The organism is Streptomyces sp. APSN-46.1, from assembly GCF_022815725.1.
Classification (GTDB): Bacteria; Actinomycetota; Actinomycetes; order Streptomycetales; family Streptomycetaceae; genus Streptomyces.
In genome coordinates, this window is record NZ_JALGRF010000002.1 from 330,443 (window position 1) to 353,014 (window position 22,572).

General features: G+C 71.3%; 17 protein-coding genes. 8 read left to right on the top strand and 9 right to left on the bottom strand.

The genetic code is table 11. The features are described from left to right. Positions 1–58 precede the first annotated feature (58 nt). The 3 genes from MTF65_RS08115 to MTF65_RS08125 are packed head-to-tail and all read left to right on the top strand — an operon-like array spanning position 59 to position 2,882. A complete protein-coding gene (locus tag MTF65_RS08115) occupies positions 59–1,000 on the top strand; it encodes an EamA family transporter (protein WP_243627653.1) in 942 nt (313 codons plus the stop codon). A 40-nt stretch (positions 1,001–1,040) separates the two neighbouring features. Continuing rightward, the gene (locus MTF65_RS08120; RefSeq protein ID WP_243627656.1) at positions 1,041–1,964 is read left to right on the top strand and encodes a DMT family transporter; all 924 of its coding nucleotides are present in this window, start codon (positions 1,041–1,043) and stop codon (positions 1,962–1,964) included. A 9-nt stretch (positions 1,965–1,973) separates the two neighbouring features. Further along, a complete protein-coding gene (locus MTF65_RS08125; RefSeq protein ID WP_243627658.1) occupies positions 1,974–2,882 on the top strand; it encodes a LysR family transcriptional regulator in 909 nt (302 codons plus the stop codon). A gap of 227 nt (positions 2,883–3,109) precedes the next feature. On the opposite strand, the gene pepN (MTF65_RS08130) is transcribed toward MTF65_RS08125, so the two are convergent. Continuing rightward, on the bottom strand, positions 3,110–5,704 hold the full coding sequence (gene pepN / locus MTF65_RS08130; RefSeq protein ID WP_243627660.1) for an aminopeptidase N: 2,595 nt from the start codon (positions 5,702–5,704) through the stop codon (positions 3,110–3,112). A 101-nt stretch (positions 5,705–5,805) separates the two neighbouring features. On the opposite strand from pepN (MTF65_RS08130), the gene MTF65_RS08135 reads away from it, so the two are divergent. Further along, positions 5,806–6,042, top strand: a complete 237-nt coding sequence (locus MTF65_RS08135; protein ID WP_243627661.1) for a ribbon-helix-helix domain-containing protein — start codon at positions 5,806–5,808, stop codon at positions 6,040–6,042. Positions 6,043–6,096: 54 nt separating this feature from the next. Here the strand turns inward: MTF65_RS08135 and MTF65_RS08140 are convergent, their stop codons facing one another. The 3 genes from MTF65_RS08140 to MTF65_RS08150 all read right to left on the bottom strand — a co-directional run bounded on the left by MTF65_RS08140 (position 6,097) and on the right by MTF65_RS08150 (position 11,479). Beyond that, a complete protein-coding gene (locus MTF65_RS08140) occupies positions 6,097–7,128 on the bottom strand; it encodes an aspartate-semialdehyde dehydrogenase (protein WP_243627663.1) in 1,032 nt (343 codons plus the stop codon). 192 nt (positions 7,129–7,320) lie between these two features. Then, a complete protein-coding gene (locus MTF65_RS08145; RefSeq protein ID WP_243627665.1) occupies positions 7,321–10,638 on the bottom strand; it encodes a S8 family serine peptidase in 3,318 nt (1,105 codons plus the stop codon). A 274-nt stretch (positions 10,639–10,912) separates the two neighbouring features. After that, complete coding sequence (locus MTF65_RS08150; protein ID WP_243627666.1) at positions 10,913–11,479, bottom strand: CGNR zinc finger domain-containing protein; 567 nt, start codon at positions 11,477–11,479, stop codon at positions 10,913–10,915. Positions 11,480–11,629: 150 nt separating this feature from the next. Between MTF65_RS08150 and MTF65_RS08155 the strand changes: the two genes are divergently transcribed. Together MTF65_RS08155 and MTF65_RS08160 are read left to right on the top strand one after the other, a co-directional pair. Next, a complete protein-coding gene (locus tag MTF65_RS08155) occupies positions 11,630–12,088 on the top strand; it encodes a VOC family protein (RefSeq protein ID WP_243627667.1) in 459 nt (152 codons plus the stop codon). Further along, positions 12,088–13,008, top strand: coding sequence for a pyridoxamine 5'-phosphate oxidase family protein (locus MTF65_RS08160; protein WP_243627668.1), 921 nt, complete (start codon positions 12,088–12,090; stop codon positions 13,006–13,008). Before MTF65_RS08155 ends, MTF65_RS08160 begins: the two co-directional genes overlap by 1 nt. On the opposite strand, the gene MTF65_RS08165 is transcribed toward MTF65_RS08160, so the two are convergent. After that, complete coding sequence (locus tag MTF65_RS08165) at positions 12,984–13,967, bottom strand: hypothetical protein (RefSeq protein WP_243627669.1); 984 nt, start codon at positions 13,965–13,967, stop codon at positions 12,984–12,986. The genes MTF65_RS08160 and MTF65_RS08165 overlap by 25 nt on opposite strands. A gap of 315 nt (positions 13,968–14,282) precedes the next feature. Further along, positions 14,283–16,838 carry an aminopeptidase N gene (gene pepN, locus MTF65_RS08170; RefSeq protein ID WP_243627671.1) on the bottom strand — a complete coding sequence of 852 codons (2,556 nt, stop codon included), beginning with the start codon at positions 16,836–16,838 and terminating at the stop codon, positions 14,283–14,285. 128 nt (positions 16,839–16,966) lie between these two features. Between pepN (MTF65_RS08170) and MTF65_RS08175 the strand changes: the two genes are divergently transcribed. Continuing rightward, positions 16,967–17,614 carry a DsbA family protein gene (locus MTF65_RS08175; protein ID WP_243627674.1) on the top strand — a complete coding sequence of 216 codons (648 nt, stop codon included), beginning with the start codon at positions 16,967–16,969 and terminating at the stop codon, positions 17,612–17,614. A 121-nt stretch (positions 17,615–17,735) separates the two neighbouring features. On the opposite strand, the gene MTF65_RS08180 is transcribed toward MTF65_RS08175, so the two are convergent. Both MTF65_RS08180 and MTF65_RS08185 read right to left on the bottom strand, forming a co-directional pair. Continuing rightward, a complete protein-coding gene (locus MTF65_RS08180) occupies positions 17,736–18,395 on the bottom strand; it encodes a superoxide dismutase (RefSeq protein ID WP_243627676.1) in 660 nt (219 codons plus the stop codon). 93 nt (positions 18,396–18,488) lie between these two features. Continuing rightward, a complete protein-coding gene (locus MTF65_RS08185; protein WP_243627678.1) occupies positions 18,489–19,886 on the bottom strand; it encodes an amino acid permease in 1,398 nt (465 codons plus the stop codon). 164 nt (positions 19,887–20,050) lie between these two features. Here MTF65_RS08185 and MTF65_RS08190 point away from each other — a divergent pair, with 164 nt between their 5' ends. Then, entirely contained in the window at positions 20,051–20,833 is a 783-nt protein-coding gene (locus MTF65_RS08190) for an SDR family NAD(P)-dependent oxidoreductase (RefSeq protein ID WP_243627680.1), read from the top strand. A gap of 100 nt (positions 20,834–20,933) precedes the next feature. Here MTF65_RS08190 and MTF65_RS08195 read toward each other — a convergent pair whose 3' ends face one another. Continuing rightward, positions 20,934–22,346 (bottom strand): amino acid permease, encoded by a 1,413-nt coding sequence (locus MTF65_RS08195; protein ID WP_243627682.1) that lies wholly within the window; start codon positions 22,344–22,346, stop codon positions 20,934–20,936. Between the last annotated feature and the right edge of the window lie 226 nt (positions 22,347–22,572).

A 22,572-nucleotide genomic window follows, 5' to 3' on the forward strand; every position in this document is an offset into this window, starting at 1 on the left:
GGGGGAAGCGGTTCCGTCCTCCCGTCCCGGTCTCGCCCTCACCTGCCCGAGGAGTACCGTGAACCGCTCCGCCACCGTCGCCCTGACCGCGCTCGCCCCCGTCTCCTGGGGTTCGACCTATGCCGTCGCGAGCGAGCTGTTGCCGCCCGACCGGCCGCTGTTCACCGGGGTGATGCGCGCCCTGCCCGCCGGGCTGCTGCTGATCGCCCTGTCCCGCACGCTGCCCAAGGGCGCCTGGTGGTGGAAGTCCGCCGTCCTGGGCGGGCTGAACATCGGGGCCTTCTTCCCGCTGCTGTTCCTCTCCGCGTACCGGCTGCCGGGCGGTGTCGCGGCCGTACTGGGCAGCGCCGGCCCGCTGTTCGTCGTGGGGCTGGCCGCCCTCGTCCTGGGAGAACGGGCGAGCCTGAAGACCGTACTCGCCGCCGTCACCGGGGCGTTCGGCGTCAGCATGGTGGTCCTCACCGCCGACGCGCGGCTCGACCTGGTCGGGCTCGCCGCCGGGGTGGTCTCCTCCGCCTCGATGGCCGCGGGCACCGTGATGACCAAGCGCTGGGGCCGCCCGGACGGCGTCGGTCCGCTGGCGATGACAGGGTGGCAGCTCACCGCGGGCGGGCTGATCATCATCCCGGTCGCCGCGCTCGTCGAGGGGGCGCCGCCCGCCCTCGACGGCAAGGCCTTCCTCGGCTACGGCTACATGATGCTGATCAACACCGGGATCGCGTACTGGCTCTGGTTCCGCGGCATCGGGCGGCTCACCGCCACGTCGGTCACCCTGCTCGGCCCGCTGTCCCCGCTGACCGCCGCGATCATCGGCTGGGCGCTGCTCGGCCAGGCCCTCTCACCCGTACAGCTGGCGGGGATGGCGATCGCCTTCGGGGCCACCGCCGCGGGCCAGCTGTTCGCCACCCGGCCGTCGAAGGCCTCAGGAATGTTCAGTTTTGCTAACTGGAATCATCGGAACATTTCGATGGACCTGACGAGTGAGCCGGTGCGACGGTAGACGCGCAACCAACACACCAGACCCGAGGGGGAGACACCCAGTGGCCGTCACGGACCGCGCCCGTACCGTCGTTCCGCACACTCAGCAGGCCGGGAAGAAGGCAGCCGCCGGGCTCGGCGTACTCCTCGCCCTGGTCGCGACGGTCGTCTGGTCCGGCAGCTTCGTCGCCACCCGGGGGATGGCCGAGACCGTTCCGCCCGTCCAGGCCGTGTTCTGGCGCTGGGTCATCGCCACCGCCGCCATCGCCCCCTTCGCCGCCCGACAGGCCTGGCGGCAGCGGGCCCTGATCCGCGAGCACCTCCGCTACATCGCCCTCGCCACCCTGTTCGGCGTCACCCTCTACAACACGCTGGTGCACCAGGCCGGACTGACCACCTCCGCCTCCAACATGGGCATGATCATGGCCGCCTCCCCGGTCATCATGGCCCTGTACGCCCGCATCGGCGGCGAACGGCTCGGCGTCCGGCGCACCTTCGGGATGCTGCTCGCCGCCTTCGGCGTGCTGCTGCTCGTCGGGGACGGTTCGCTCGGCTTCGACTTCGCCGCCGGAGACCTCTGGATGTTCGGCGCGGCCCTGTCGTTCGCCACGTACAGCGCACTGCTCAAGCGCAAGCCCGCCGAACTCGGCGGACTGGCCTTCCTGATCACCACCTTCGTGCTGGGGGCCCTGATGCTGGCCCCCGCCTACGCCGTGTCGGTCACCGTCCAGGGCGGCTTCGCCCTCACCCCCGGCACCGGCGGCATGCTGCTCTACGTCGGGGTCATGTCCTCCGCCGTCGCCTTCTTCGCCTGGAACAAGGCCGTCTCGGTCATCGGCGCGGCCCGCGCCGGAGTCGTCTACTACCTCCAGCCGGTCTGCGTCGCCGGGCTCGGACTCCTGCTGCTGGGCGAGCGCACCGGCCCGGCCGAGCTGCTCTGCATGGCGCTCATCCTCGGCGGCGTGGCGTTGGGCGCCCGCCGGTAGGTTCGCCCCATGACCGAGTGGGACATCAAGAAGCTGCGGATCCTGCGGACCCTGGCCGAACGGGGGACCGTGACCGCGACGGCCGAGGCGCTGCACATGACGCCCTCGGCCGTTTCGCAGCAGCTGACCAACCTGGCCCGGCAGTTGGGGGTCCCGCTGCTGGAGGCGCAGGGCCGCCGGGTCCGGCTCACCGATGCCGCCCATCTCGTACTCCGCCACGCGGAGGCGGTGTTCGCGCAGCTGGAGCGGGCGGACGCGGAACTGGCCGGGTACCTCGCCGGGGACGCGGGGGAGGTCCGGATCGGGGCCTTCTCCACCGCCGTTCCCGTGCTGGTCGTCCCGGCGGTGGCGGCGCTGCGGCGGACCCACCCCGGGGTGCGGGTCCGGGTACGGGAGACCGAGGCCGCGGAGTCGTACGAGCTGCTCTCCGGCGGGGCGGTCGATCTGGCGCTGTCGCTGGCGGCCCACGCCCCGACCGCCCGGGATCCGCGGTTCACCCGGATGACCCTGCTGGAGGACCCGCTCGACGTGGCCCTGCCGCCGGATCACCCGCTGGTGGCCGCGCCGGCCCTGCGGCTGGCGGACCTGTCCGGCGACGCGTGGATCTACGGGGGCAGCGGCCCCTGGCAGGAGATCGCCCGGACCGCGTGCGAGGCGGCGGGCTTTGTGCCGGAACAGGCGCACGCGGCGTCCGGGTGGACCGCGATCCTGGCCATGGTCGAGGCCGGGATGGGCGTGGCCCTGGTGCCCCGGATGGTGTCGAGCCGTGCCGCGGGGGTCGCGGTCCGGGTCCTCGCCCACGACCGGCCGACGCGGCACGTCGTCGCCGCCGTCCGCCGGGGCGCGGAGTCCGCCCCGGCGGTGTCCCACGCCTTGACGGCCCTGCGGACCGTGGCCGCCGACCGGGGGCAGCCGTAACCATGCGCGGCGCCGCCGCCGGGGCTCCGCCCCAGCCCCGCGCCTCAAACGCCGGCGGGGCTGGATGTGGGGCTCCGCCCCTGCCCCCGCGCCTCAAGCGCCGGCGGGGCTGGATTTCGGGCTCTGCCCGGACCCGGTCCTCAAACGCCGGACGGGCTGATTTCAGCCTCGCCGGCGTTTGAGGCGCGGGGTCTGGGGCGGAGCCCCCAGTGAGCCGGCGGAGCCGGTCAGACCCGAGCGGCAGCGGAATCGGCGGCTTGGGCCTTCAGCGCGCGTTCGACGCCCGCCCGGCACTCCGAGACGAGCCGGCGCAGCGCCGCGTTCGGCTCGGCCGAGGCCAGCCAGGCGTCCGTCGTCTCCAGGGTCTCCCGCGAGATCTGCAGGGACGGGTACAGGCCCACCGCGATCTGCTGGGCGATCTCGTGGCTCCGGGTCTCCCAGATCTCCTTGACCACCGCGAAGTACTTCGCGGTGTAGGGGGCCAGCAGCTCACGCTGGTCGGTCTGGACGAAGCCGCCGATGACCGCCTCCTGAACCGCGTTGGGCAGATCGCCGGCCTCCACCACCGAGGCCCACGCCGCGGCCTTCGCCTGCGCCGTCGGGAACGCCGCCCGGGCGGTGGCCGCGTGGCGCTCGCCCGCCGCCGTCTTGTCCCGCTCCAGCTCGGCCGCGACGACCGGCTCGTCCGCGACCCCGGTCGCCGCCAGGCGCTCCAGGAACGCCCACCGCAGCTCGGTGTCCACGACCAGGCCCTCGACCTCCGCCGAGCCGTCCAGCAGCGCCGACAGGTACGTCAGCTGCCCCTCCGTACGGGCCGTGGCCGCGAAGGCGCGGGCCCACGCCAGCTGGTGGTCGCTGCCCGGCTCCGCCGCACGCAGGTGCTCCAGCGTGGCCTCGGTCCAGGTCGCCAGCCCCTGCTCGCGCCACGCCGGGTCCGCGTACAGGTCGACGGCCAGCTTCACCTGCCGGTGCAGCGACTGCACCACGCCGATGTCGGACTCCTTGCCGATGCCGGACAGCACCAGCGCGAGGTAGTCGCGGGTCGCGAGCTCACCGTCGCGCGTCATGTCCCAGGCCGAGGCCCAGCACAGCGCCCGCGGCAGGGATTCCGCGAAGTCGCCCAGGTGCCCGGTGACGAACGCCAGGGACTCCTCGTCGAGGCGGACCTTCGCGTACGACAGGTCGTCGTCGTTCAGCAGCACCACGTCCGGGCGGCGCAGGCCGGCCAGCTCGGGCACGTCCGTCAGCTCGGCCGCTTCGACGTCCAGCTCCACCCGCCGCTCGCGCAGCAGCTTCCCGCTCGCCGCGTCCAGCGAGTAGAAGCCCACCGCGATGCGGTGCGGGCGCAGGACGGCCTCGCCCTTGGCGCCGGCCGGGAGCGCCGGGGCCTCCTGGCGGACCGCGAAGGAGGTGATGACCCCGTTCTCGTCGGTCTCGATGCGCGGGCGCAGGACGTTGATGCCGGCGGTCTCCAGCCACGCCTTCGACCAGATGCCCAGGTCGCGGCCCGAGGTCTCCTCCAGGGCGCCCAGCAGGTCGGACAGGCGCGTGTTCCCGTACGCGTGCGCCTTGAAGTACGCCTGCACGCCCTTGAAGAACGCTTCCATGCCGACATAGGCGACGAGCTGCTTGAGCACCGAGGCGCCCTTGGCGTACGTGATCCCGTCGAAGTTGACCATGACGTCTTCGAGGTCACGGATGTCCGCCATGATCGGGTGCGTGGACGGCAGCTGGTCCTGCCGGTACGCCCAGGTCTTCATGGAGTTGGCGAACGTGGTCCAGGCGTGCGGCCACTTCGAGCCCTCGGCGTAGGCCTGGCAGGCGATCGAGGTGTAGGTCGCGAACGACTCGTTCAGCCACAGGTCGTTCCACCACTCCATGGTGACCAGGTCGCCGAACCACATGTGCGCGAGCTCGTGCAGGATCGTCTCGGCGCGCGTCTCGTACGCGGCGTCCGTCACCTTCGAGCGGAAGACGTACTGGTCCCGGAAGGTGACCGCGCCCGCGTTCTCCATCGCGCCCGCGTTGAACTCCGGCACGAAGAGCTGGTCGTACTTCGCGAACGGGTACGCGTACGCGAACTTCTCCTGGAACCAGTCGAAGCCCTGCCGGGTCACGTCGAAGATCGCGTCCGCGTCGAGGAACTCGGCGAGCGAGGGCCGGCAGTAGATGCCGAGCGGCACGGACTGCCCGTCCGGGCCCTCGTACGAGCTGTGCACCTCGTGGTACGGGCCGACGATCAGCGCGGTGATGTACGTGGAGATGCGCGGGGTCGGCTCGAAGCGCCAGACGTTGTCCTTGACGTCCTCGGCGCGCGGGGTCGGGGAGTTCGAGATCACCTTCCAGCCCTCGGGGGCCGTCACGGTGAACTGGAACGTCGCCTTCAGGTCGGGCTGCTCGAAGCTGGCGAAGACCCGCCGCGCGTCCGGCACCTCGAACTGGGTGTACAGGTACGCCTGCTGGTCGACCGGGTCGACGAAGCGGTGCAGGCCCTCGCCGGTGTTGGTGTACGCGCAGTCCGCGACGACGCGGAGCTCGTTGGCGCCGGCCGCGAGGTGGCCGAGCGAGATCCGGGAGTCCTGGAAGACGGCGGCCGCGTCGAGGGCCTCGCCGTTCAGGACGACCTCGTGCACGGCCTGCGCGACCAGGTCGATGAAGGTCGCGGCACCCGCCTCGGCCGACTGGAAGCGCACGGTGGTCACGGACGGGAAGGTGCCGCCCTCCTGCGCCGCGCTGAGATCGAGTTCGACCTCGTACGAGTCGACGGTGAGCAGCTTCGCCCGCTGCTGAGCCTCTTCACGGGTGAGATTCGTGCCAGGCACGCGGTCATCTCCTTTGATGGTGACGTTCCGGCCCATCCTTCCATGGCGGACCCGGACCATGCTGGGGGATACCGTGAGCTACCGGCGCCTTACCATGAGCCATGAGGATCGGTCTGAGCCTGCCCGTTGAGGACATCGAGTTCCTGGACCGGTACGCGGAGCGGGAAGGCATCCCGTCGCGCTCCGCTGTTCTCCGGATCGCCATCGGCCTGCTGCGTGAACGCGACGTCGGAAGGTCGCCGGACTTGGCCGCCGAACGCGGCGACGCTGGTGGGCGTGACCACCAGGTACTGGGCGAGGCCCATCGAGAAGGCGGCGCTTCGGTCGGCGGGCCGTGACACGGAGGAGGGGAGGCAGCCCCCTGGCTGCCTCCCCTTCGTTGCGCGGCCGGGTCAGGCCTGGCGGAGCTCCTCGGCGACGAGCTCCGCGATCTGGATCGCGTTCAGGGCCGCGCCCTTGCGGAGGTTGTCGTTCGAGAGGAACAGCGCGAGGCCGTTCTCCACCGTCTCGTCGGCGCGGATGCGGCCCACGTACGAGGCGTCCTTGCCGGCGGCCTGGAGCGGGGTCGGGATCTCCGACAGCTCCACGCCCGGGGCGTCCTTCAGCAGCTCGTACGCGCGCTCGACGCTGATCGGGCGGTCGAAGCGGGCGTTGATCTGGAGGGAGTGCCCGGCGAAGACCGGCACGCGCACGCAGGTGCCGGAGACCTTGAGCTCCGGGATCTCCAGGATCTTGCGGGACTCGTTGCGGAGCTTCTGCTCCTCGTCGGTCTCGTGCGACCCGTCGTCGACGAGGTTGCCCGCCAGGGGGACCACGTTGAAGGCGATGGGGCGACGGTAGACGCCGGGCTCGGGGAAGGCGACGGCCTCGCCGTCGAAGGTGAGCTGGTCGGCGGCCTCGGCCACAGCGCACGCCTGCGTCTTGAGTTCGGCGACGCCCGCCAGGCCGGAGCCGGACACGGCCTGGTAGGTGGTGGCGATCAGCGCGGTCATGCCGGCCTCGTCGTGCAGCGGGCGCAGCACCGGCATCGCGGCCATCGTCGTGCAGTTCGGGTTCGCGATGATGCCCTTGGGGCGGTTCTTGATCGCGTGCGGGTTGACCTCGGAGACGACCAGCGGGACCTCGGGGTCGCCGCGCCAGGCCGAGGAGTTGTCGATCACGACCGCGCCCTGCGAGGCGACCTTCTCCGCGAGGGCCCTGGAGGTGGCGCCGCCCGCCGAGAACAGCACGATGTCCAGGCCGGAGTAGTCGGCCGTGGAGGCGTCCTCGATGGTGATCTCGCGGCCCTCCCACTCCAGCGTCGAGCCGGCCGAACGGGCCGAGGCGAACAGCCGCAGCTCGTCCACCGGGAACTTCCGCTCGGCGAGGATGCCGCGCATGACTCCGCCGACCTGTCCGGTGGCTCCGACGATTCCGACCCTCACGGTGACTCCTTTTGGTACGTACGACGCGGGCGCGCGTGAAGCCATCATGCGTTCGACCCCACGAGCCTTGTCCAATCCATTGTCCGAGGAACGGACACGAACCACCGTTTTGCCAGGTCAGCGCCGGGAAAGGCCGAAGGGCCGGTGCTCCTTGGAGCACCGGCCCTCCGGTTTCGTACTACGGGTTTCGTACTACGGCAGGACCTTCTCGATCTGGACACTGCCGGTGCCCGCGGCGGTGCCGCGGCCGTTGAGCAGCTTGACCTCGCCGAAGAACTGCCGGCCCTCGGGGGCCGGGGCGGTGGCCAGGACGTTCGCCGAGACGGACGCGGTGGCGCCGTTGGCGAGGTTCACCGCGGCGGCCTCGTCGACCTGGACGGAGCCCAGGGCAGCCGAGAAGTACACGTCGCGGTAGTTGTACGTGGTGGTACCGGCCGGAACCGCGTAGCCCACCACCTCGATGGTGTAGGTGCCGGCGGCCGGGTTGACCAGGCTGACGGCCTCCTCGGAGTCGCCGTCGGCGGAGGAGCCGACCGGCACGCCGTCCTTCAGGACGGTGAGGTCGAGGTCGGCACCGGTGTCGGAGACACCGCCGATGGCCACGTCGAGGCGGGAGACGCCCTCGCCGATGGTGACGGTGCTGGTCTGCGTCTCACCGTTGGCGATGGTCGGCTTGGCGACCTTCGCGGAACCGAGCGCGCCGCCCTGGAGCTTGCCGCCGGAGATGGCCGCGGCCTCGTTCTTGATGGTCCACTGGACCGGGGCCGGGGTGCCCTGCTTCACCTCGGGCAGCACCTTGACCGCCGGGTCGAAGGCCGCGCCCAGGACGCTGACGTCCAGCTTGAACGGGTTGTCGAGCAGCGGCGACGTACGGCGCGACTCGACCTCGATCTCCCAGACGCCCGGGGCCGGGTCGGCGTACGACCGCAGGTCGGGGCGGCACTTGTTCGCCGGGTTGTCGTAGTTCGGGTAGCACTGGGTCGTCGCGCTGTCCTCGACGCCCACACCGTACGGGTGGATCGAGATGAAGCGCGTCTGGCTGCCGGCCGCCAGGCCGCCGAGGGCGACCTCAAGGGTCTTGGCGCCCTGCGGGACGGTGACGAAGTACGACTTGTGGCTGTTGCGCTGCACCGTGGAGGTGTCCGACAGCGTGAACGACGGCTTCGCCAGCGGGGTGGCGGCGACGACCGTGGTCAGGATCTGCTTGTCGATGCCCTCGGTGGTCTCGTCGTCCAGCTGCAGGATGCCGCTGTGGACGCCGCCCGACTTGGCGTTGGCCTCGACCTTGATGGTGACGGGCTTGTTCAGCGGCAGCGTGACGTAGTCGTAGCCGCCGAGGATCTTGAACGTGCCGTCGTTGTTGCGCCAGCTCAGGTTGTGCCGGGTGCCGTACTTGACGCCGGTGGTGCGGGTGACGACGACGTCGTAGACCTTCTTCTGGCCGACCTTGAGGCCGCCCTCGCGGTCGTAGACGCCGGTGCCGAAGCCCGGGGTCTTCAGGAACTGGTCGATCGCGGTGTCGACCGGCGCCTTGACGGTGAACTCGTTGGCCTTCGCGTCGCGCTGGATGGACTCCCACGCGTCGACGATGTTGATCAGGCCCGCGCCCTGGGCGTGCGCCGGGACGTCGGCGATCTTCTTCGCGGTGCTGGTGAGCGCCACGCGCAGGTTGGCCGGCTTCAGCGCGATGTTGTGCTGCTTCGCGGCCGAGAGCAGCAGGGCGCTGGCGCCCGCCGCCTGCGGGGAGGACATCGAGGTGCCCTGGAGCATGCCGTAACCGGCCGGCAGGGTGTAGCCGGCCTCCTTCACGGGCGCGCCGGGCAGCCAGGTCTGGATGGTGTTGATGGACGCGCCGGGGGCGGTGATGGTGGGCGTGAAGCCACCGTCCTCACGCGGACCGCGCGAGGAGAAGGGGAACATGTTGTACTTCTTGGCCACGCCGGAGCCGTAGTTGGCGGCCCAGGTCTCCTTGGAGACCGCGGCGCCCACCGAGATGACCTTGTCGGCGAGGCCGGGGTCGCCGATGGTGTTGATGCCGGGGCCCTCGTTGCCCGCCGAGATGACGAGCTGGACACCGTAGGTGTCGATGAGGTTCTTGTAGAGCTCGGAGCGGGCGTTGTTGCCGTCGTTCAGCGCCGGCAGGCCGCCGATGGACATGTTGACGATGTCCACGCCGCGGTTGACGACGAGGTCGATCATGCCCTCGGTCAGCGCGATGTTGGTGCAGCCGCCGGACCAGGAGCAGGCGCGGGAGGAGACGAGCTTCGCGCCGGGCGCCTCACCGTTCATCTTGCCGCCGAAGAGGCTGTTGGCGGCGGTGATGCCGGCGACGTGCGTACCGTGCTCGGACTCGATGATGCCGACGTTGACGAAGTCGGCCTTCTTGCCGACCCAGTCCCCGCCGAGCGGGTCCATCGGGACGTCCTTGCGGATCTCGATCACGAACGGGATGCGCTCGGCGACGTCGGTCGCCGGGTTGTCCGTGCCGAAGTAGCCGATCTGGTAGCCGTCCTTGTACGGCTTCATCGGCTCGTTGTCCGTGAAGTCGCCGTCCTGGTCGGTGTCGACGCGGACGGTGCCGGCGGCGGCGTCGTAGAGCATGCCGAACCGGTCGGTGGTGTCACCGTCGCGGTTGACGTCGCCCTTCATGTCACCGTTGGCGGTGATCGACTCGCTGAAGCGGCTCCACTGGAAGCTGCCCTCGGGGGCCTTCCAGCTCTGGCCGCCCGCCGTGAAGGTGCCGCCGGCGGCCGTGACCGGGGTGATCTGGGCGCGCCAGGTGGCGTCGCCGTCCGTGATCGGGTCGGTCGCCGTGACCCAGTCGACGATCTTGCGCTCGCCGGTCGTGGTCTTCTGCAGGGCCGGGTGGCCGAGGTCGACGCCCGAGTCCATGATGCCGATGGTCACGCCGCGGCCGTCGGCCTGCGGGTTCTGCTGGACGAAGTCCACCGCGCCGGTCTCGAAGGACGGGTTGTACGGGTTCTTCGCCGGGGTGTTCTTGTCCGGAGCCGCGTAGCTCTCGGAAGCGGTCCTCTTGACCGTGCCCTCGCGGTTCGCGTCCGGGCGCGGGTCCGGCAGCTGGATCTCGTGGCGCAGGTCGATGCCGTGCACGGAGGACAGCTTGGCGGCCGCCTTCAGCGCGGACTCGGCCTTGTCGGTCGGCAGGGTGGCGCGTACGTAACCGAGCTTGTCGTACGTCTGGCCCACCGAGCCGCCCTGGACGGCGTCGAGCTGCTCCGCGACCTGCTTGGTCTGCCCCGGGGCGGTCGCGACCATGACGGTGACGGTCTTGTCACCCTTGGCCTTGGCCTCCTGCAGCAGCTCGGCATCGGCGGAACCGAGCTTCTCATCGGCGGACTTGACCGGCGGGGCGCCCCATCGGTCGTCGGCGCCGGCGGCGAAGGCCGGCATGGCTCCGGCCGTGCACAGCGCGGCCACGAGGCCCGCGGCTGCCGCGACACGGGCCACACGTCTGGCCCCGGGTATGGAGCTGGGGGATTCGAGGGTCATCAGCATCCCTGGCTAAGTGAAAGATACGGTCCGGATTTCGGTGCCGGATGACCGGTCAGCTTTGCGCAAGTGACAGCTCTTTGGGGAGGGTTGTCATTGACCGAGACCTGCCATGGCGGACATTCGCCAATGCGGGGAATACGCCAGTGGCCCCATATCGGGGCAGGACGGTACGGAACGCAGGGTCTGCGTAGTCGGTTTATCGACTTGGTGGCCACACGTCAGACCCCCGGCGGGGTTCCGCCGGGGGTCGGGTGTGACAACTTCGGGTGCTTCAGCGCTCGCGCGTGCGCGCGTAGTGGCGCGAGGCCTTCGCCCGGTTTCCGCAGGCGGACATCGAGCACCAGCGCCGGGTGCCGTTGCGCGAGGTGTCGTGGAAGTGCAGGACGCAGGTGTCCGAGGCGCACTTGCGGATCCGGTCGGGCGCGGACTCCAGCAGGCCGAGGTAGTCGCGAGCCGCGATCCAGGCCGGCCCCCAGGTGGGATCGGCGAACTCGGCGCGCTCGCCCGGGCCGTCGGCGGTCAGGGTGGGCCGGATCCGCCCGTGTTCGAGGACGGCGTCGACCAGTTCGCGCGCGCCGGCATCGCCCGGGTCGGCGACCGCGCGGGCCAGCGCCTCGCGGGCGGTCAGCAGGTGGACGAGGGTCGCGGGGTCGGCGCGGAACCGGCCGGCCAGCCCCGTGCTCTCCAGCCAGACGGCGAGCCCTTCGACCCGGGTCAGCCCGGCCGCTCCGGCGAACAGGTCCCGGGGCTCGCCGTCCATGACCCAGCGGGTGTTCAGCAGGTCGAGGGAGACCGGCTCCCCGGTCAGCGGGCGCGGATCCGCCGTTCGTGCCGTCATGTCCGTGCCTCTCGCGGTGCGTCTGATCCGTCTAACCCGTCAAGGGTATGTGACTGGTTGACGCCCGGCGCACTAACCGCTAACTTTGATTTAGAAGGTTAGAACGCCTCGCCGGGTGACAGCCGGCGGGCACGTCGAAAGGGGTCAGCCATGTCGGCTGCCATCAGCAAGCTGCGCACCGGGCACGTGGGACTCAACGTCACCGACCTCACCCGGTCGCTCGCCTTCTACCGGGACGCCCTCGGCTTCGGCCTCCTGGGCGAGGGCAAGGAGGACGGCCGCCGCTTCGCCTTCCTCGGGCAGGACGGCGAGCTCGTCCTCACGCTGTGGCAGCAGGCCGACGGCGCGTACGCGCCGGCCTCGGCCGGACTCCACCACCTGGCGCTGTCCGCCGGCTCGATGGAGGAGGTCCGCGCGTACGAGACACGGCTGCGCGACCTGGGCGTCGCGTTCGCCTACGAGGGCGTCGTCTCCCACGGCGAGGGCGCCGCCTCCGGCGGCATCTTCTTCCACGACCCCGACGGCACCCGCCTGGAGATCTCCGTACCCACCGGGGCCGAAGACGCCTCCGCCCCCACCACGGGCGCTCCCACCTGCGGGTTCTTCTAATGGCCTACCACTGGGGCGCACAGGCCGTGCAGGACCGGGTCGGCGTGCGCGAGCTCGCCGAGCACGTCGGCCGCTCGATCGGTACGAACATCCGGCCCGTCGCGGCGGCCTTCCTCGCCCAGCAGCCCCACCTGGTCGTCGGCGCGGCCGACGGTACGGGGCGGCTCTGGGCCTCGCTGCTCACCGGTGCCCCCGGTTTCGTACGGGCCACCGGGCCGGAGCGGATCGCGGTCGCGGGCGGGCTACCGGACGGCGACCCGCTCGCGGGGGCGCTGGCCACGGACGGCACCCGGGTCGGGACCATCTCCCTCGACCCGCGCACCCGGCGCCGGATGCGGCTGAACGGAACGGTGGAGGTGACGCCGGGCGGGTTCGCCGTCGCGGCGGAGCAGGTCTTCGCGAACTGCCCGAAGTACCTGCAGAAGCGGGAGCCGCTGGAGCTCGTCGCCGAAGGAGCCGGTGTCGTGCGGCGCGGGGACGCGCTCACCCCCGACCAGGAGCGGGCCGTCCGCGCCGCCGACACCTTCTTCGTCGCCACGACCGCGGAGGGCGTTGCGGAGGGCGCTGTCGAGGCCAGTCACCGGGGCGGGCTGCCGGGCTTCGTGGAGGTGCGGACGCCGGGCGAGCTGACCTGGCCGGACTACGCGGGCAACGCGATGTTCCTGACCCTGGGGAACCTGGCCGCCGACGAGCGGGCCGGGCTGCTCTTCCCGCACTGGGAGACCGGCGCGGTGCTCCAGCTGAGCGGGCGGGCCCGGACGGAGTTCGGGCGGGACGGGAGCCGGAGCGTCCGCTTCTTCGTCGACTCGGTGGTGGAGAGCCTGCACCCGGGGCGGCTGCTGTGGAGCACCCCGGAGTACTCGCCGGCGAACCCTCCGCTGCCGGGGCCGCCGCCTCACCGGGGCAGTACGACCAGGTAGGCGGCCGGCTCGCGGTCGCCGGAGGCCGTCAGGGCGGTACGGATCACCGAGGCCTGCTGCTCGGGCCAGTCGCGCAGCTTGCGCGGGGTGATGTGGATGACGGTCACCCCGAGCCGCTCCAGGGTCTCCCGCTTGCGGACGCACTCGGACCACTGCTCGTCCTCGCCCTGGCGGGGGGCCCGGGTGTCGATCTCGACGGCGACCGCGTGCTCGGGCCAGTACGCGTCCACCCCGCCGAGGTGCGGGCCGCCGGGCAGGCGAAGGTCCACGTTCCAGACCGGCTCGGGCAGGTCGAAGCCGCGGACGAGCTGGTAGAGCCGGTCCTCGGCGATGGCCCGGCCCTCCGCGAGGAGGGACTCGACGGCGTCGACGACATGCGGGCGATTGAGCAGCCGGGCCACCGTCAACTCGCGCACCACGGCGGCTGGTTCGCAGTGTCCGCCGCGGACGGCTTCGCTGAGGAGGCGGCGTACGGTGCCGGCGTCGGAGAGCTGGGCCACGGCGTCGGCGACCGCGCGGGCCACCGGTGCCACGGGGAGGCCGGTCACCTGGACGGGCCGGGGCGGGGTGTGGGCCCGTACGACCCGGACGTCCCCGGTGGAGCGCAGGCGGCGGGTGTTCGGGACGAGCACGTCGATGGTCGGGAGCGCGAGGAGCGCGGGGGCGGAGTGGAACCGGTACAGCGCGAGGGCCGCCAGCCCGGTGATCATGGCCTCGTCGGAGCCGCTGCCGGCGCCGCTGCCGCCGCGGCGGTCGGCGTACAGCAGCGCGGCGTGCAGCCGCTCCTCGCTGGTCGCGGGGCCGGAGTGGAGCAGGAAGACCCCGGGCAGGATCTGCTGCCAGGGCCGGCCGGCGGCGTCGGAGGCGGTGACGCCGTGCTCGCGGAGCTGGGCCACCGTGAGGACGCGGGGGCGGGTGCCGGTGAGGTGGGCGAGGGGGAGGGGTGCGTTGTGGTTCATGACGCGGTGATTCCCTCGGTCCGCGGGCCCGCTAACCCCTGTTACACGCCCGTCGGCAAATCAGGACAAGCCAGGGCTAAAGTACGGGCGTTCGACTGCCGATGGGGTGCCCTGCCTCAAACGCCGGCGAGGCTGAATTTGCCAGGCGGCGGCATCAGCCAAATCCAGCCCCGCCGGCGTTTGAGGCGCGGGTCCGGGCGGAGCCCGGTGCCCGGCGGAGCCGGGACTCCCTGGGGCTCCGCCCCAGACCCTCCCCCAGACTCCGTCCGGGGGGACCCCCACGCCTCAAGCGCCGGCGAGGCTGAAATGGCAGGGTCAGGCGGCGGCCGCGTCGCGGGCTTGGCCGCGCAGGGCGCGGGCCAGGTCGTCGCGGGACTCCAGCACCAGACGGCGCAACGCGGGAGCCGCATCCGGATGGCCGGCGAGCCACGCGTCCGTAGCGGCCAGCGTCGCCGCGTCGTCCTGGAGCGCCGGGTACAGCCCCTTCACCACATCGATGCCGATCTGGATCGACCGCTCGGCCCACACCCGCTCGATCACCGCGAAGTAGCGCTCCGTGTACCCGGCCAGCAGCGCCCGCTGCGACGGCTGCTGCATCCCCGCGATCGTGGCCTCCACCAGCGCGTTCGACAGCGCGTCCGACTCCACGACCGCCGCCCACGCCTGGTCCTTCACGGCCGCCGACGGCCGCGCCGCCAGGCACCGCACCTGGTGCCGCTTGCCCGACGCCGTGTCATCGCGCCCGAGTTCGGCCCGTAGGACCGATTCGTCCACCGCGCCGTGCGCCGCAAGCGGCAGCAGGAAGTCCCAGCGCAGCTCCTGGTCCACCTCCAGCCCGTCGATCCGCGCCGAACCCTCCAGCAGCCCCAGCAGCAGCTGGAAGTCGCCCTCGGTCACCGCGCCGGCCGCGAAGAACCGGGCCCACGTCAGCTGGTGTTCCGAGCCCGGTTCCGCCAGCCGCAGTTCGTGCAGCGCGCCCGCCGCCAGCTCCCGGCCACCCTCCTCGCGCCACTCCGGCGCCGCGTAGTGCGTCACTGCGCTCAGCGCCTGCGCGTGCAGCATCTGGAGCACGCCGACGTCCGTCTCCCGGCCCGCGTGCGCCAGTACCAGCGAGACGAAGTCCCGGGCCGGCATCATCGCGTCCCGCGTCAGGTTCCACAGGGCCGACCAGCACAGCGCCCGCGCCAGCGGGTCCGACACGTCGCCCAGGTGTGCCCGCAGCGTCGCCAGCGAGCTCTCGTCGAAGCGGATCTTGCAGTACGTCAGGTCGTCGTCGTTGACCAGCACCAGGTCGGGCCGCTCCCGTCCCGCCAGCTCCGCGATCACGGTCCAGGGCCCGGCCACGTCCGCCTCGGCCCGCGCGTACCGGTCCAGCGAGCCGTCCGGCGACAGCCGGTACAGGCCCACGGCCACCCGGTGCGGACGTAGCTCCTCGCCCTCCTGCACCACCGCCAGCTCGGTGATCCGCCCGCCCGCGTCGTACGTCACCACCGGCGTCAGCGCGTTCACGCCCGCCGTCTGCAGCCACGAGCGCGACCATTCGGCCATGTCCCGCCCGGACACCTCGGCGAGCACCGACAGCAGGTCGTCCAGCGTGGTGTTCCCGTACGCGTTGGCCTTGAAGTAGCGCCGCGCGCCCTCCAGGAACGCCTCCCGCCCCACATACGCGACGAGTTGCTTCAGCACCGCCGCGCCCTTGGCGTAGGTGATGCCGTCGAAGTTCAGCTTCGCGTCCTCCAGGTCACGGATGTCGGCCGTGATCGGGTGCGTGGACGGCAGCTGGTCGGCCCGGTAGGCCCACGCCTTGCGGTTGTTGGCGAAGGTGACCCACGCCTGGTCGAAGCGGGTCGCCTCCACCAGCGAGAACGACCCCATGAAGTCCGCGAAGGACTCCTTCAGCCACAGGTCGTCCCACCACTTCATGGTGACCAGGTCGCCGAACCACATGTGCGCCATCTCGTGCAGGATGACGTTCGCGCGCCGCTCGTACGAGGCCTGCGTGACCTTCCCGCGGAAGATGTACTCCTCCCGGAAGGTCACCATCCCCGGGTTCTCCATCGCGCCCAGGTTGTACTCGGGCACGAACGCCTGGTCGTACTTGCCGAAGGGGTACGGGTAGTCGAAGTGCTCGTGGAAGAAGTCGAAGCCCTGCTTGGTGACCAGGAAGACGTCGTCCGCGTCGAAGTGCTTCGCCAGCCCCTTGCGGCACATCGCGCCCAGCGGGATCGTCAGGTCCCCGCGCGTGTAGGTGTCCGTCACGTAGTGGTACGGGCCCGCCACCACACAGGTGATGTACGTGGAGATCGGCTCGGTCCGCGCGAACCGCCAGACCCCGCCCTCCCGCGACTCCTCGGCGCCGTTGCTCCACACCTGCCAGCCCTCGGGCGCGCTCACCTCGAAGCGGTACGGCGCCTTCAGATCCGGCTGCTCGAAGTTCGCGTACACCCGCCGGGCGTCGGCCGGCTCGTACTGGGTGTAGAGGTAGACCTCGCCGTCCTCCGGGTCCACGAAGCGGTGCATGCCCTCGCCGGTCCGGCTGTACGCGCAGTTCGCGTCCACCACCAGGACGTTCTCGGTCTCCAGCCCGTCCAGGGCGATCCGCGCCCCGTCGAAGACGACGGCCGGGTCCAGCTCGCGCCCGTTCAGGGTCACGGTGTTCACCGAGGGGGCGATCAGGTCCGCGAACGTGGCGGTGCCGGGGGCCGCGGCCCGGAAGCGGATGGTGGTCACCGAACGGAAGGTCCGCGGGCCCTCGGCCGGTTCGGCCTCGTCCGTCGCGGACCTCAGATCGAGGACCACCTCGTACCCGTCGACGGACAGCAGCTCGGCCCGCTCGTGGGCCTCGTCACGGGACAGATTCTCTCCGGGCACGTGCACTCCTTCGTGCGTGGTCGCGTTCCTTCGATCGAATCCTCCCATGGGGGGAATGCGTGCGAACGCGTGCTGGTTGGGGAGGGAGGATCCACGACCCACGCGGTGAGCGACGAAAGAGGAGAGACATGTCCGACACCCAGGTGCGCGAGAAGACCCCGGTCGACTTCTGGTTCGACCCGCTGTGCCCCTGGGCGTGGATGACGTCCCGCTGGATGCTGGAGGTCGAGAAGGTCCGCGACGTCGAGGTGCGCTGGCACGTGATGAGCCTCGCCGTCCTGAACGAGAACAAGCTCGACGAACTGCCCGAGCGCTACCGCGAGCTGCTCGGCCCCAAGGGCTGGGCGCCGGTGCGCGTGGTCGTCGCCGCCCAGCAGAAGTTCGGTGACGACATCACCGGCAAGCTGTACACCGAGCTCGGCACCCGCATCCACAACCAGGACAAGGGCGCGACCCGCGAGGTGATCGCCGAGGCGCTGGCGGCGCTCGACCTGCCGGCGGAGCTGCTCGCGTACGCCGACTCCGACGAGTACGACGAGGTGCTGCGCGCCTCGCACAACGACGGCATCGACCGGGTCGGCCAGGAGGTCGGCACCCCGGTGATCTCCGTGCCCGGCGCCGACGGCGAGGACGTGGCCTTCTTCGGCCCGGTCGTCACCCCGGCCCCGCGCGGTGAGGCCGCCGCCCGGCTGTGGGACGGCACGCTGCTGGTCGCCTCCACCCCCGGCTTCTTCGAGATCAAGCGGACCCGCACCCAGGGCCCCAACTTCGAGTAGTCCGCGACCCACGACACAGAAGGCCCCCGCGAGTCACGTCCTCGCAGGGGCCTTCCGCTGTACACGCCCGCCGGTGAAGGTGGAGAAGACGATCACGAGGCGGACGGGCCGGTGGGGCTGATCAGGCCTTGTTCGCCGGGATCAGCAGCGGGGTGTTCGCCTTGGCGTCGGCGTAGCGCTTGGCCACGTCCTGCCAGTTGACGACGTTCCACATGGCCTCGATGAAGTCCACCTTCTGGTTCTTGTACTGAAGGTAGAAGGCGTGCTCCCACGCGTCGAAGACCAGAACCGGTACGGAGGCCTGGCCCACGTTGCCCTGGTGGTCGTAGACCTGCTCGACGATCAGGCGGCCGCTGATGGGCTCGTACGCGAGCACGCCCCAGCCGGAGCCCTGGGTGGCGGAGGACGCGAAGGTCAGCTGCTTCTTGAAGGCGGCGAACGAGCCGAAGGACTCGGTGATCGCGGCCGGGAGCTCGCCCAGGCCGTCCTTCTCGTCCGGGATGCCGCCGCCCTCGCCGGTCTTCGGGCTGGCCATGTTGTTCCAGTAGATGCTGTGCAGGATGTGGCCGGAGAGGTGGAACGCGAGGTTCTTCTCCAGCCCGTTCAGCGCGCCCCAGTTCTCCTTGTCGCGCGCCTCCTCCAGCTGCTCCAGCGTGGAGTTGGCGCCCGCGACGTAGGCCGCGTGGTGCTTGTCGTGGTGGAGCTCGATGATCTGCGGGCTGATCACCGGCTCCAGCGCCGCGTAGTCGTAAGGAAGCTCAGGAAGGCTGTAGATGGCCATGCGTGTGTCCGGTCCCCTCGGCGTGCCAACTGCTTATTGCAATTAATGCGCAACTGCACGCTAGCAGTATCTATTCCGAGTCACGCATAAGGGTCAGCTGCGGCGCTGCCTCACGTAGCCGGCGACTGCGAGAGCGGTCGTCAGCCCGCCGGTGAAGATCACCTGGACCCGCGTGCCCTCGTCCATCGCCATCAGGACGAGCACCCCGGCCACCCCGGCCAGCGCCACCCAGGTCAGGTACGGGAAGCCCCACATCTTCACGACCAGCTTCTCGGGGGCCTCCCGGTCCAGCCGCCGGCGCAGCGCGAACTGCGAGACGGCGATGAAGCCCCAGACGACGAGGATGACCCCGCCCACCATGTTCAGCAGCCAGGCGAACAGGGTGTCCGGGTACCAGTACGACAGCAGCACGGTGACGAAGCCGAAGCCGCAGGAGACCAGCACCGCGCGGCGCGGCACCCGGCCGCTGACCTTGCCCAGCGCCTTCGGGCCCTGGCCGCGGGAGACCAGGGAGTAGGCCATGCGCGAGGAGCCGTAGATGTTGGCGTTCATCGCGGACAGCAGGGCGATCAGGATGACCACGTTCATGATCTGGCCGGCGGCCGGGATGCCCAGGTGGTCCAGCGTGGCGGCGTACGGGCCGTCCTTCTCCACCGCCGGGTCGTTCCACGGCAGCACGGTGACGATGACCAGCATCGAGCCCACGTAGACGATCGCGATCCGCCACATGGTGGTCCTCACCGCCGTGGCCACGCCCTTGACCGGGTTCTCCGACTCGGCGGCCGCGATGGTCACCGTCTCCAGCCCGCCGTACGCGACGACCGAGGCGAGCAGGCCGACCAGCAGGCCGTCCACCCCGCCCGGCAGGAAGCCGCCGTCGTGGAGCAGGTTGGCGGTGCCGGGGGAGGAGGTGCCGGGCAGCAGGTCCATGACGGCCAGCACGCCCAGCCCCAGGAACAGCGCGATCGCGCCGATCTTGAGGGCGGCGAACCAGAACTCGAACTCGCCGAAGTGGGAGACGGCGGCCAGGTTGGAGCCGCAGAACAGCGCCATGAACGCCAGCACCCACATCCAGGAGGGGGTGCCCGGGAACCAGCCCGTCATGATGTGCGCCGCACCGATCGCCTCGATCGCCACGCCCACGCAGAGCAGCGTCCAGAACATCCAGCCGGCCGTGAACCCGGCCCAGGGGCCGATGGCCCGTTCCGCGTGCACCGAGAAGGAGCCCGAGGCCGGGTTCGCGGCGGACATCTCACCGAGCATCCGCATCACGAGCATCACGAGCAGCCCGGAGGCGGCGTACGCGAGCACGATCGAGGGGCCGGCGGCGGCGATGCCGGCGCCGGACCCCACGAAGAGTCCGGCGCCGATGACTCCGCCGAGGGCGATCATCGAAAGGTGGCGCTGTTTGAGGCCGTTGCCGAGGGGGGACCCGGCGTCGCCGGCGGGCGGCGCGTCCTGTTCGCGGGGGGCGGCGGTGGTGTGGCTCATGCGTGGGGCCTGTCCGGTGTGCGGTGGGACGGGATGGAGTGCCCCAGTCTCACCGGTGTCCGATCATCGGACGCCGAATGTCCGTTATCCGGACAGCCGGCTGACCGGCCGTGATCATCCCCGTACGCTGATGAACCGGACCGGAGCGCACGACGGAGGGCCGAATGGACCATGGCATACGGGAATTGGCGGCGACGGGCCGGGGGGTACTGGTCACCGGAGCCTCGCGGGGCATCGGACGGGCGATCGCCACCGCGTTCGCCGAGCAGGGCGACCGGGTCGCGGTGCACTGCACGGCCCGCGGGCCCGACGCCGAGCGGACCCTCGCGGACCTGCCGGGCGAGGGGCACGTCCTCGTCACCGGCGACCTCACCGACCCGGCGCGCGTGGAAGCCCTCGCCGCCGAGGCCGAGGAGGCGCTCGGCGGGATCGACGTGCTCGTGAACAACGCCGCCGTGATGGTCGCGCACCCGCTGCCCACCACCTCCTACGCCGACTGGCAGGCCGCCTGGCAGCGCACGGCCGCGGTCAACCTGTTCGGCGCGGCCAACCTGGCCTACTGCGCGACCCGCCGCATGATCGACGGCGGCCGCGAGGGACGCGTCGTCAACATCGGCTCGCGCGGCGCCTTCCGGGGCGAGCCCGACCACCCCGCCTACGGCGCCACCAAGGCGGCCCTGCACGCCCTCGGCCAGTCGCTCGCCGTCTCCCTGGCCCCGCACGGCATCGCGGTGGCCTCCGTCGCACCCGGCTTCGTGGCCACCGAACGGGTCGCCGGCCGCCTCGACGGGGAGGAGGGCGAGCGGATCCGGGCGCAGAGCCCCTTCGGCCGGGTCGGCACCCCGCGGGAGATCGCCGCCGCCGTGCTCCACCTGGCCTCGCCCGCGGCGCGCTGGAGCTCGGGCGCGGTCCTCGACGTCAACGGGGCCTCGTACCTGCGCACCTGACGCGCGAAGAGAGCGAAAGGCCCCCGCGCGGTGTGCGCGGGAGCCTTCGCGGGGTCCGGGCGGGTCGGGACGGCTGGGCGGGTCGGGATGGCCGGGCGGGTCAGGACTTCGGGGCGCGCAGTTCCCGGATCCAGGCCACCGCCAGCACGGCCGCGGCCGCGCCCGAGGACCACAGCAGCTGCGGCCGCGCCGCATCGTCGAACAGCATCAGGACCAGCACCGCGGCCATCCCGATCAGCGCCGCCCACGTCAGGTACGGGAACAGCCACATCCGCAGGGTCAGCCGCTCCGGCATGTCCCGTTCGAGCGTCCGGCGCAGCTTCAGCTGCGACACCGCGATCAGCGCCCACACGAACAGCAGCACCGCGCCGACCGCGTTGAGCATGTAGAGGAAGACCGTGTCCGGCCACAGCAGGTTCAGCACCACCGACACGAAGCCGAAGGCCACCGAGGCGAACACGGCCCGGCGCGGCACCCCGCCGCCCGACACCTTCAGCAGCGCCTTGGGGGCCTCGCCGCGCTCGGCCAGCGAGAACACCATGCGGGAGGACCCGTACAGGTTGGCGTTGAGCGCCGACAGCAGCGCCACGAACACCACGATGTTCATGATCTGGCCGGCCGCCGGGATGCCGATGGAGTCCAGGACGGCGACGTACGGGCTCTGGCCCGGCTTGAGCGAGTCCCACGGCAGCAGGGTCACGATGACCACCATCGAGCCGACGTAGAAGAAGAGGATGCGCCACACCGCGCTGCGCACCGCGCGGGCCACGGAACGGGCCGGGTCGTCCGACTCGGCGGCCGCGATGGTGACGACCTCCAGGCCGCCGAAGGCGAAGACGACGGCGAGCATGCCCGCGATCACGCCGCCGAAGCCCTCGGGGAAGAAGCCGCCGTGCCCGGTCAGGTTGGCCATGCCTACCGGGTCGCCAGAGAAATTGGACGCAGCGGGCAGCCGGCCGAAGACCGCCAGGGTCCCCAGGATCAGGAACAGTACGATCGCGCCGACCTTGAGGGCCGCGAACCAGAACTCGAACTCGCCGAAGTTCTTCACGGCGGCCAGGTTGCTCACGGTGAAGACCACCATGAAGACCAGCACCCAGACCCACTGGTCCACCGAGGGCAGCCAGCCGTTCGCGATCTTCGCCGCGCCGGTCGCCTCCACGGCGAGCACCACGACCAGCAGGAACCAGTACAGCCAGCCCGCCGAGAAACCGGCCCAGCGGCCCAGCGCCTTCTCCGCGTACACGGAGAACGAACCGGAGGCCGGCATCGCGGCCGACATCTCGCCGAGCGCGCGCATCACCAGCATGGCGAGGACGCCCGCGAGCAGGTACGAGCAGATGATCGCCGGACCGGCGATGCCGATACCGGCACCGGAGCCGACGAACAGCCCGGCGCCGATCACGCCGCCGAGGCCCAGCATGGTCAGGTGGCGCTGCTTGAGGCTGTGACTGAGGGGTTCCGCGGGCAGCTCGGCCGGGGCGGGCGGGGCTTCGGGCAGGGGGTCGCGCATGAGGGGTGCTCGTACTCTCGTGCTCGGCAGCGGCGGTGGGGCTCCGCAGAAGGTTGGCGGGACCCTACAGTCTCGCCGGGCGGCGCCCATCCGCGCAAAACGGACGTGTGGTCTGATCTGACTCGTGATGCGGATCACTACACCTCGGGTGTGAACCGGGGTCTTTGTGCACTCCCCACGAAACTGGGGAGTAGGGCTTTGTCCCCGGCGACGGTGGGGCGGCGGC

Excerpts from the sequence above, each read along its gene's own strand:
- MTF65_RS08125 (WP_243627658.1), top strand. The coding sequence starts at position 1,974 with ATGACCGAGTGGGACATCAAGAAGCTGCGGATCCTGCGGACCCTGGCC.
- MTF65_RS08135 (WP_243627661.1), top strand. The coding sequence starts at position 5,806 with ATGAGGATCGGTCTGAGCCTGCCCGTTGAGGACATCGAGTTCCTGGAC.
- MTF65_RS08145 (WP_243627665.1), bottom strand. The coding sequence starts at position 10,638 with ATGACCCTCGAATCCCCCAGCTCCATACCCGGGGCCAGACGTGTGGCC.
- MTF65_RS08150 (WP_243627666.1), bottom strand. The coding sequence starts at position 11,479 with ATGACGGCACGAACGGCGGATCCGCGCCCGCTGACCGGGGAGCCGGTC.
- MTF65_RS08155 (WP_243627667.1), top strand. The coding sequence starts at position 11,630 with ATGTCGGCTGCCATCAGCAAGCTGCGCACCGGGCACGTGGGACTCAAC.
- MTF65_RS08160 (WP_243627668.1), top strand. The coding sequence starts at position 12,088 with ATGGCCTACCACTGGGGCGCACAGGCCGTGCAGGACCGGGTCGGCGTG.
- MTF65_RS08165 (WP_243627669.1), bottom strand. The coding sequence starts at position 13,967 with ATGAACCACAACGCACCCCTCCCCCTCGCCCACCTCACCGGCACCCGC.
- MTF65_RS08175 (WP_243627674.1), top strand. The coding sequence starts at position 16,967 with ATGTCCGACACCCAGGTGCGCGAGAAGACCCCGGTCGACTTCTGGTTC.
- MTF65_RS08180 (WP_243627676.1), bottom strand. The coding sequence starts at position 18,395 with ATGGCCATCTACAGCCTTCCTGAGCTTCCTTACGACTACGCGGCGCTG.
- MTF65_RS08185 (WP_243627678.1), bottom strand. The coding sequence starts at position 19,886 with ATGAGCCACACCACCGCCGCCCCCCGCGAACAGGACGCGCCGCCCGCC.
- MTF65_RS08190 (WP_243627680.1), top strand. The coding sequence starts at position 20,051 with ATGGACCATGGCATACGGGAATTGGCGGCGACGGGCCGGGGGGTACTG.
- MTF65_RS08195 (WP_243627682.1), bottom strand. The coding sequence starts at position 22,346 with ATGCGCGACCCCCTGCCCGAAGCCCCGCCCGCCCCGGCCGAGCTGCCC.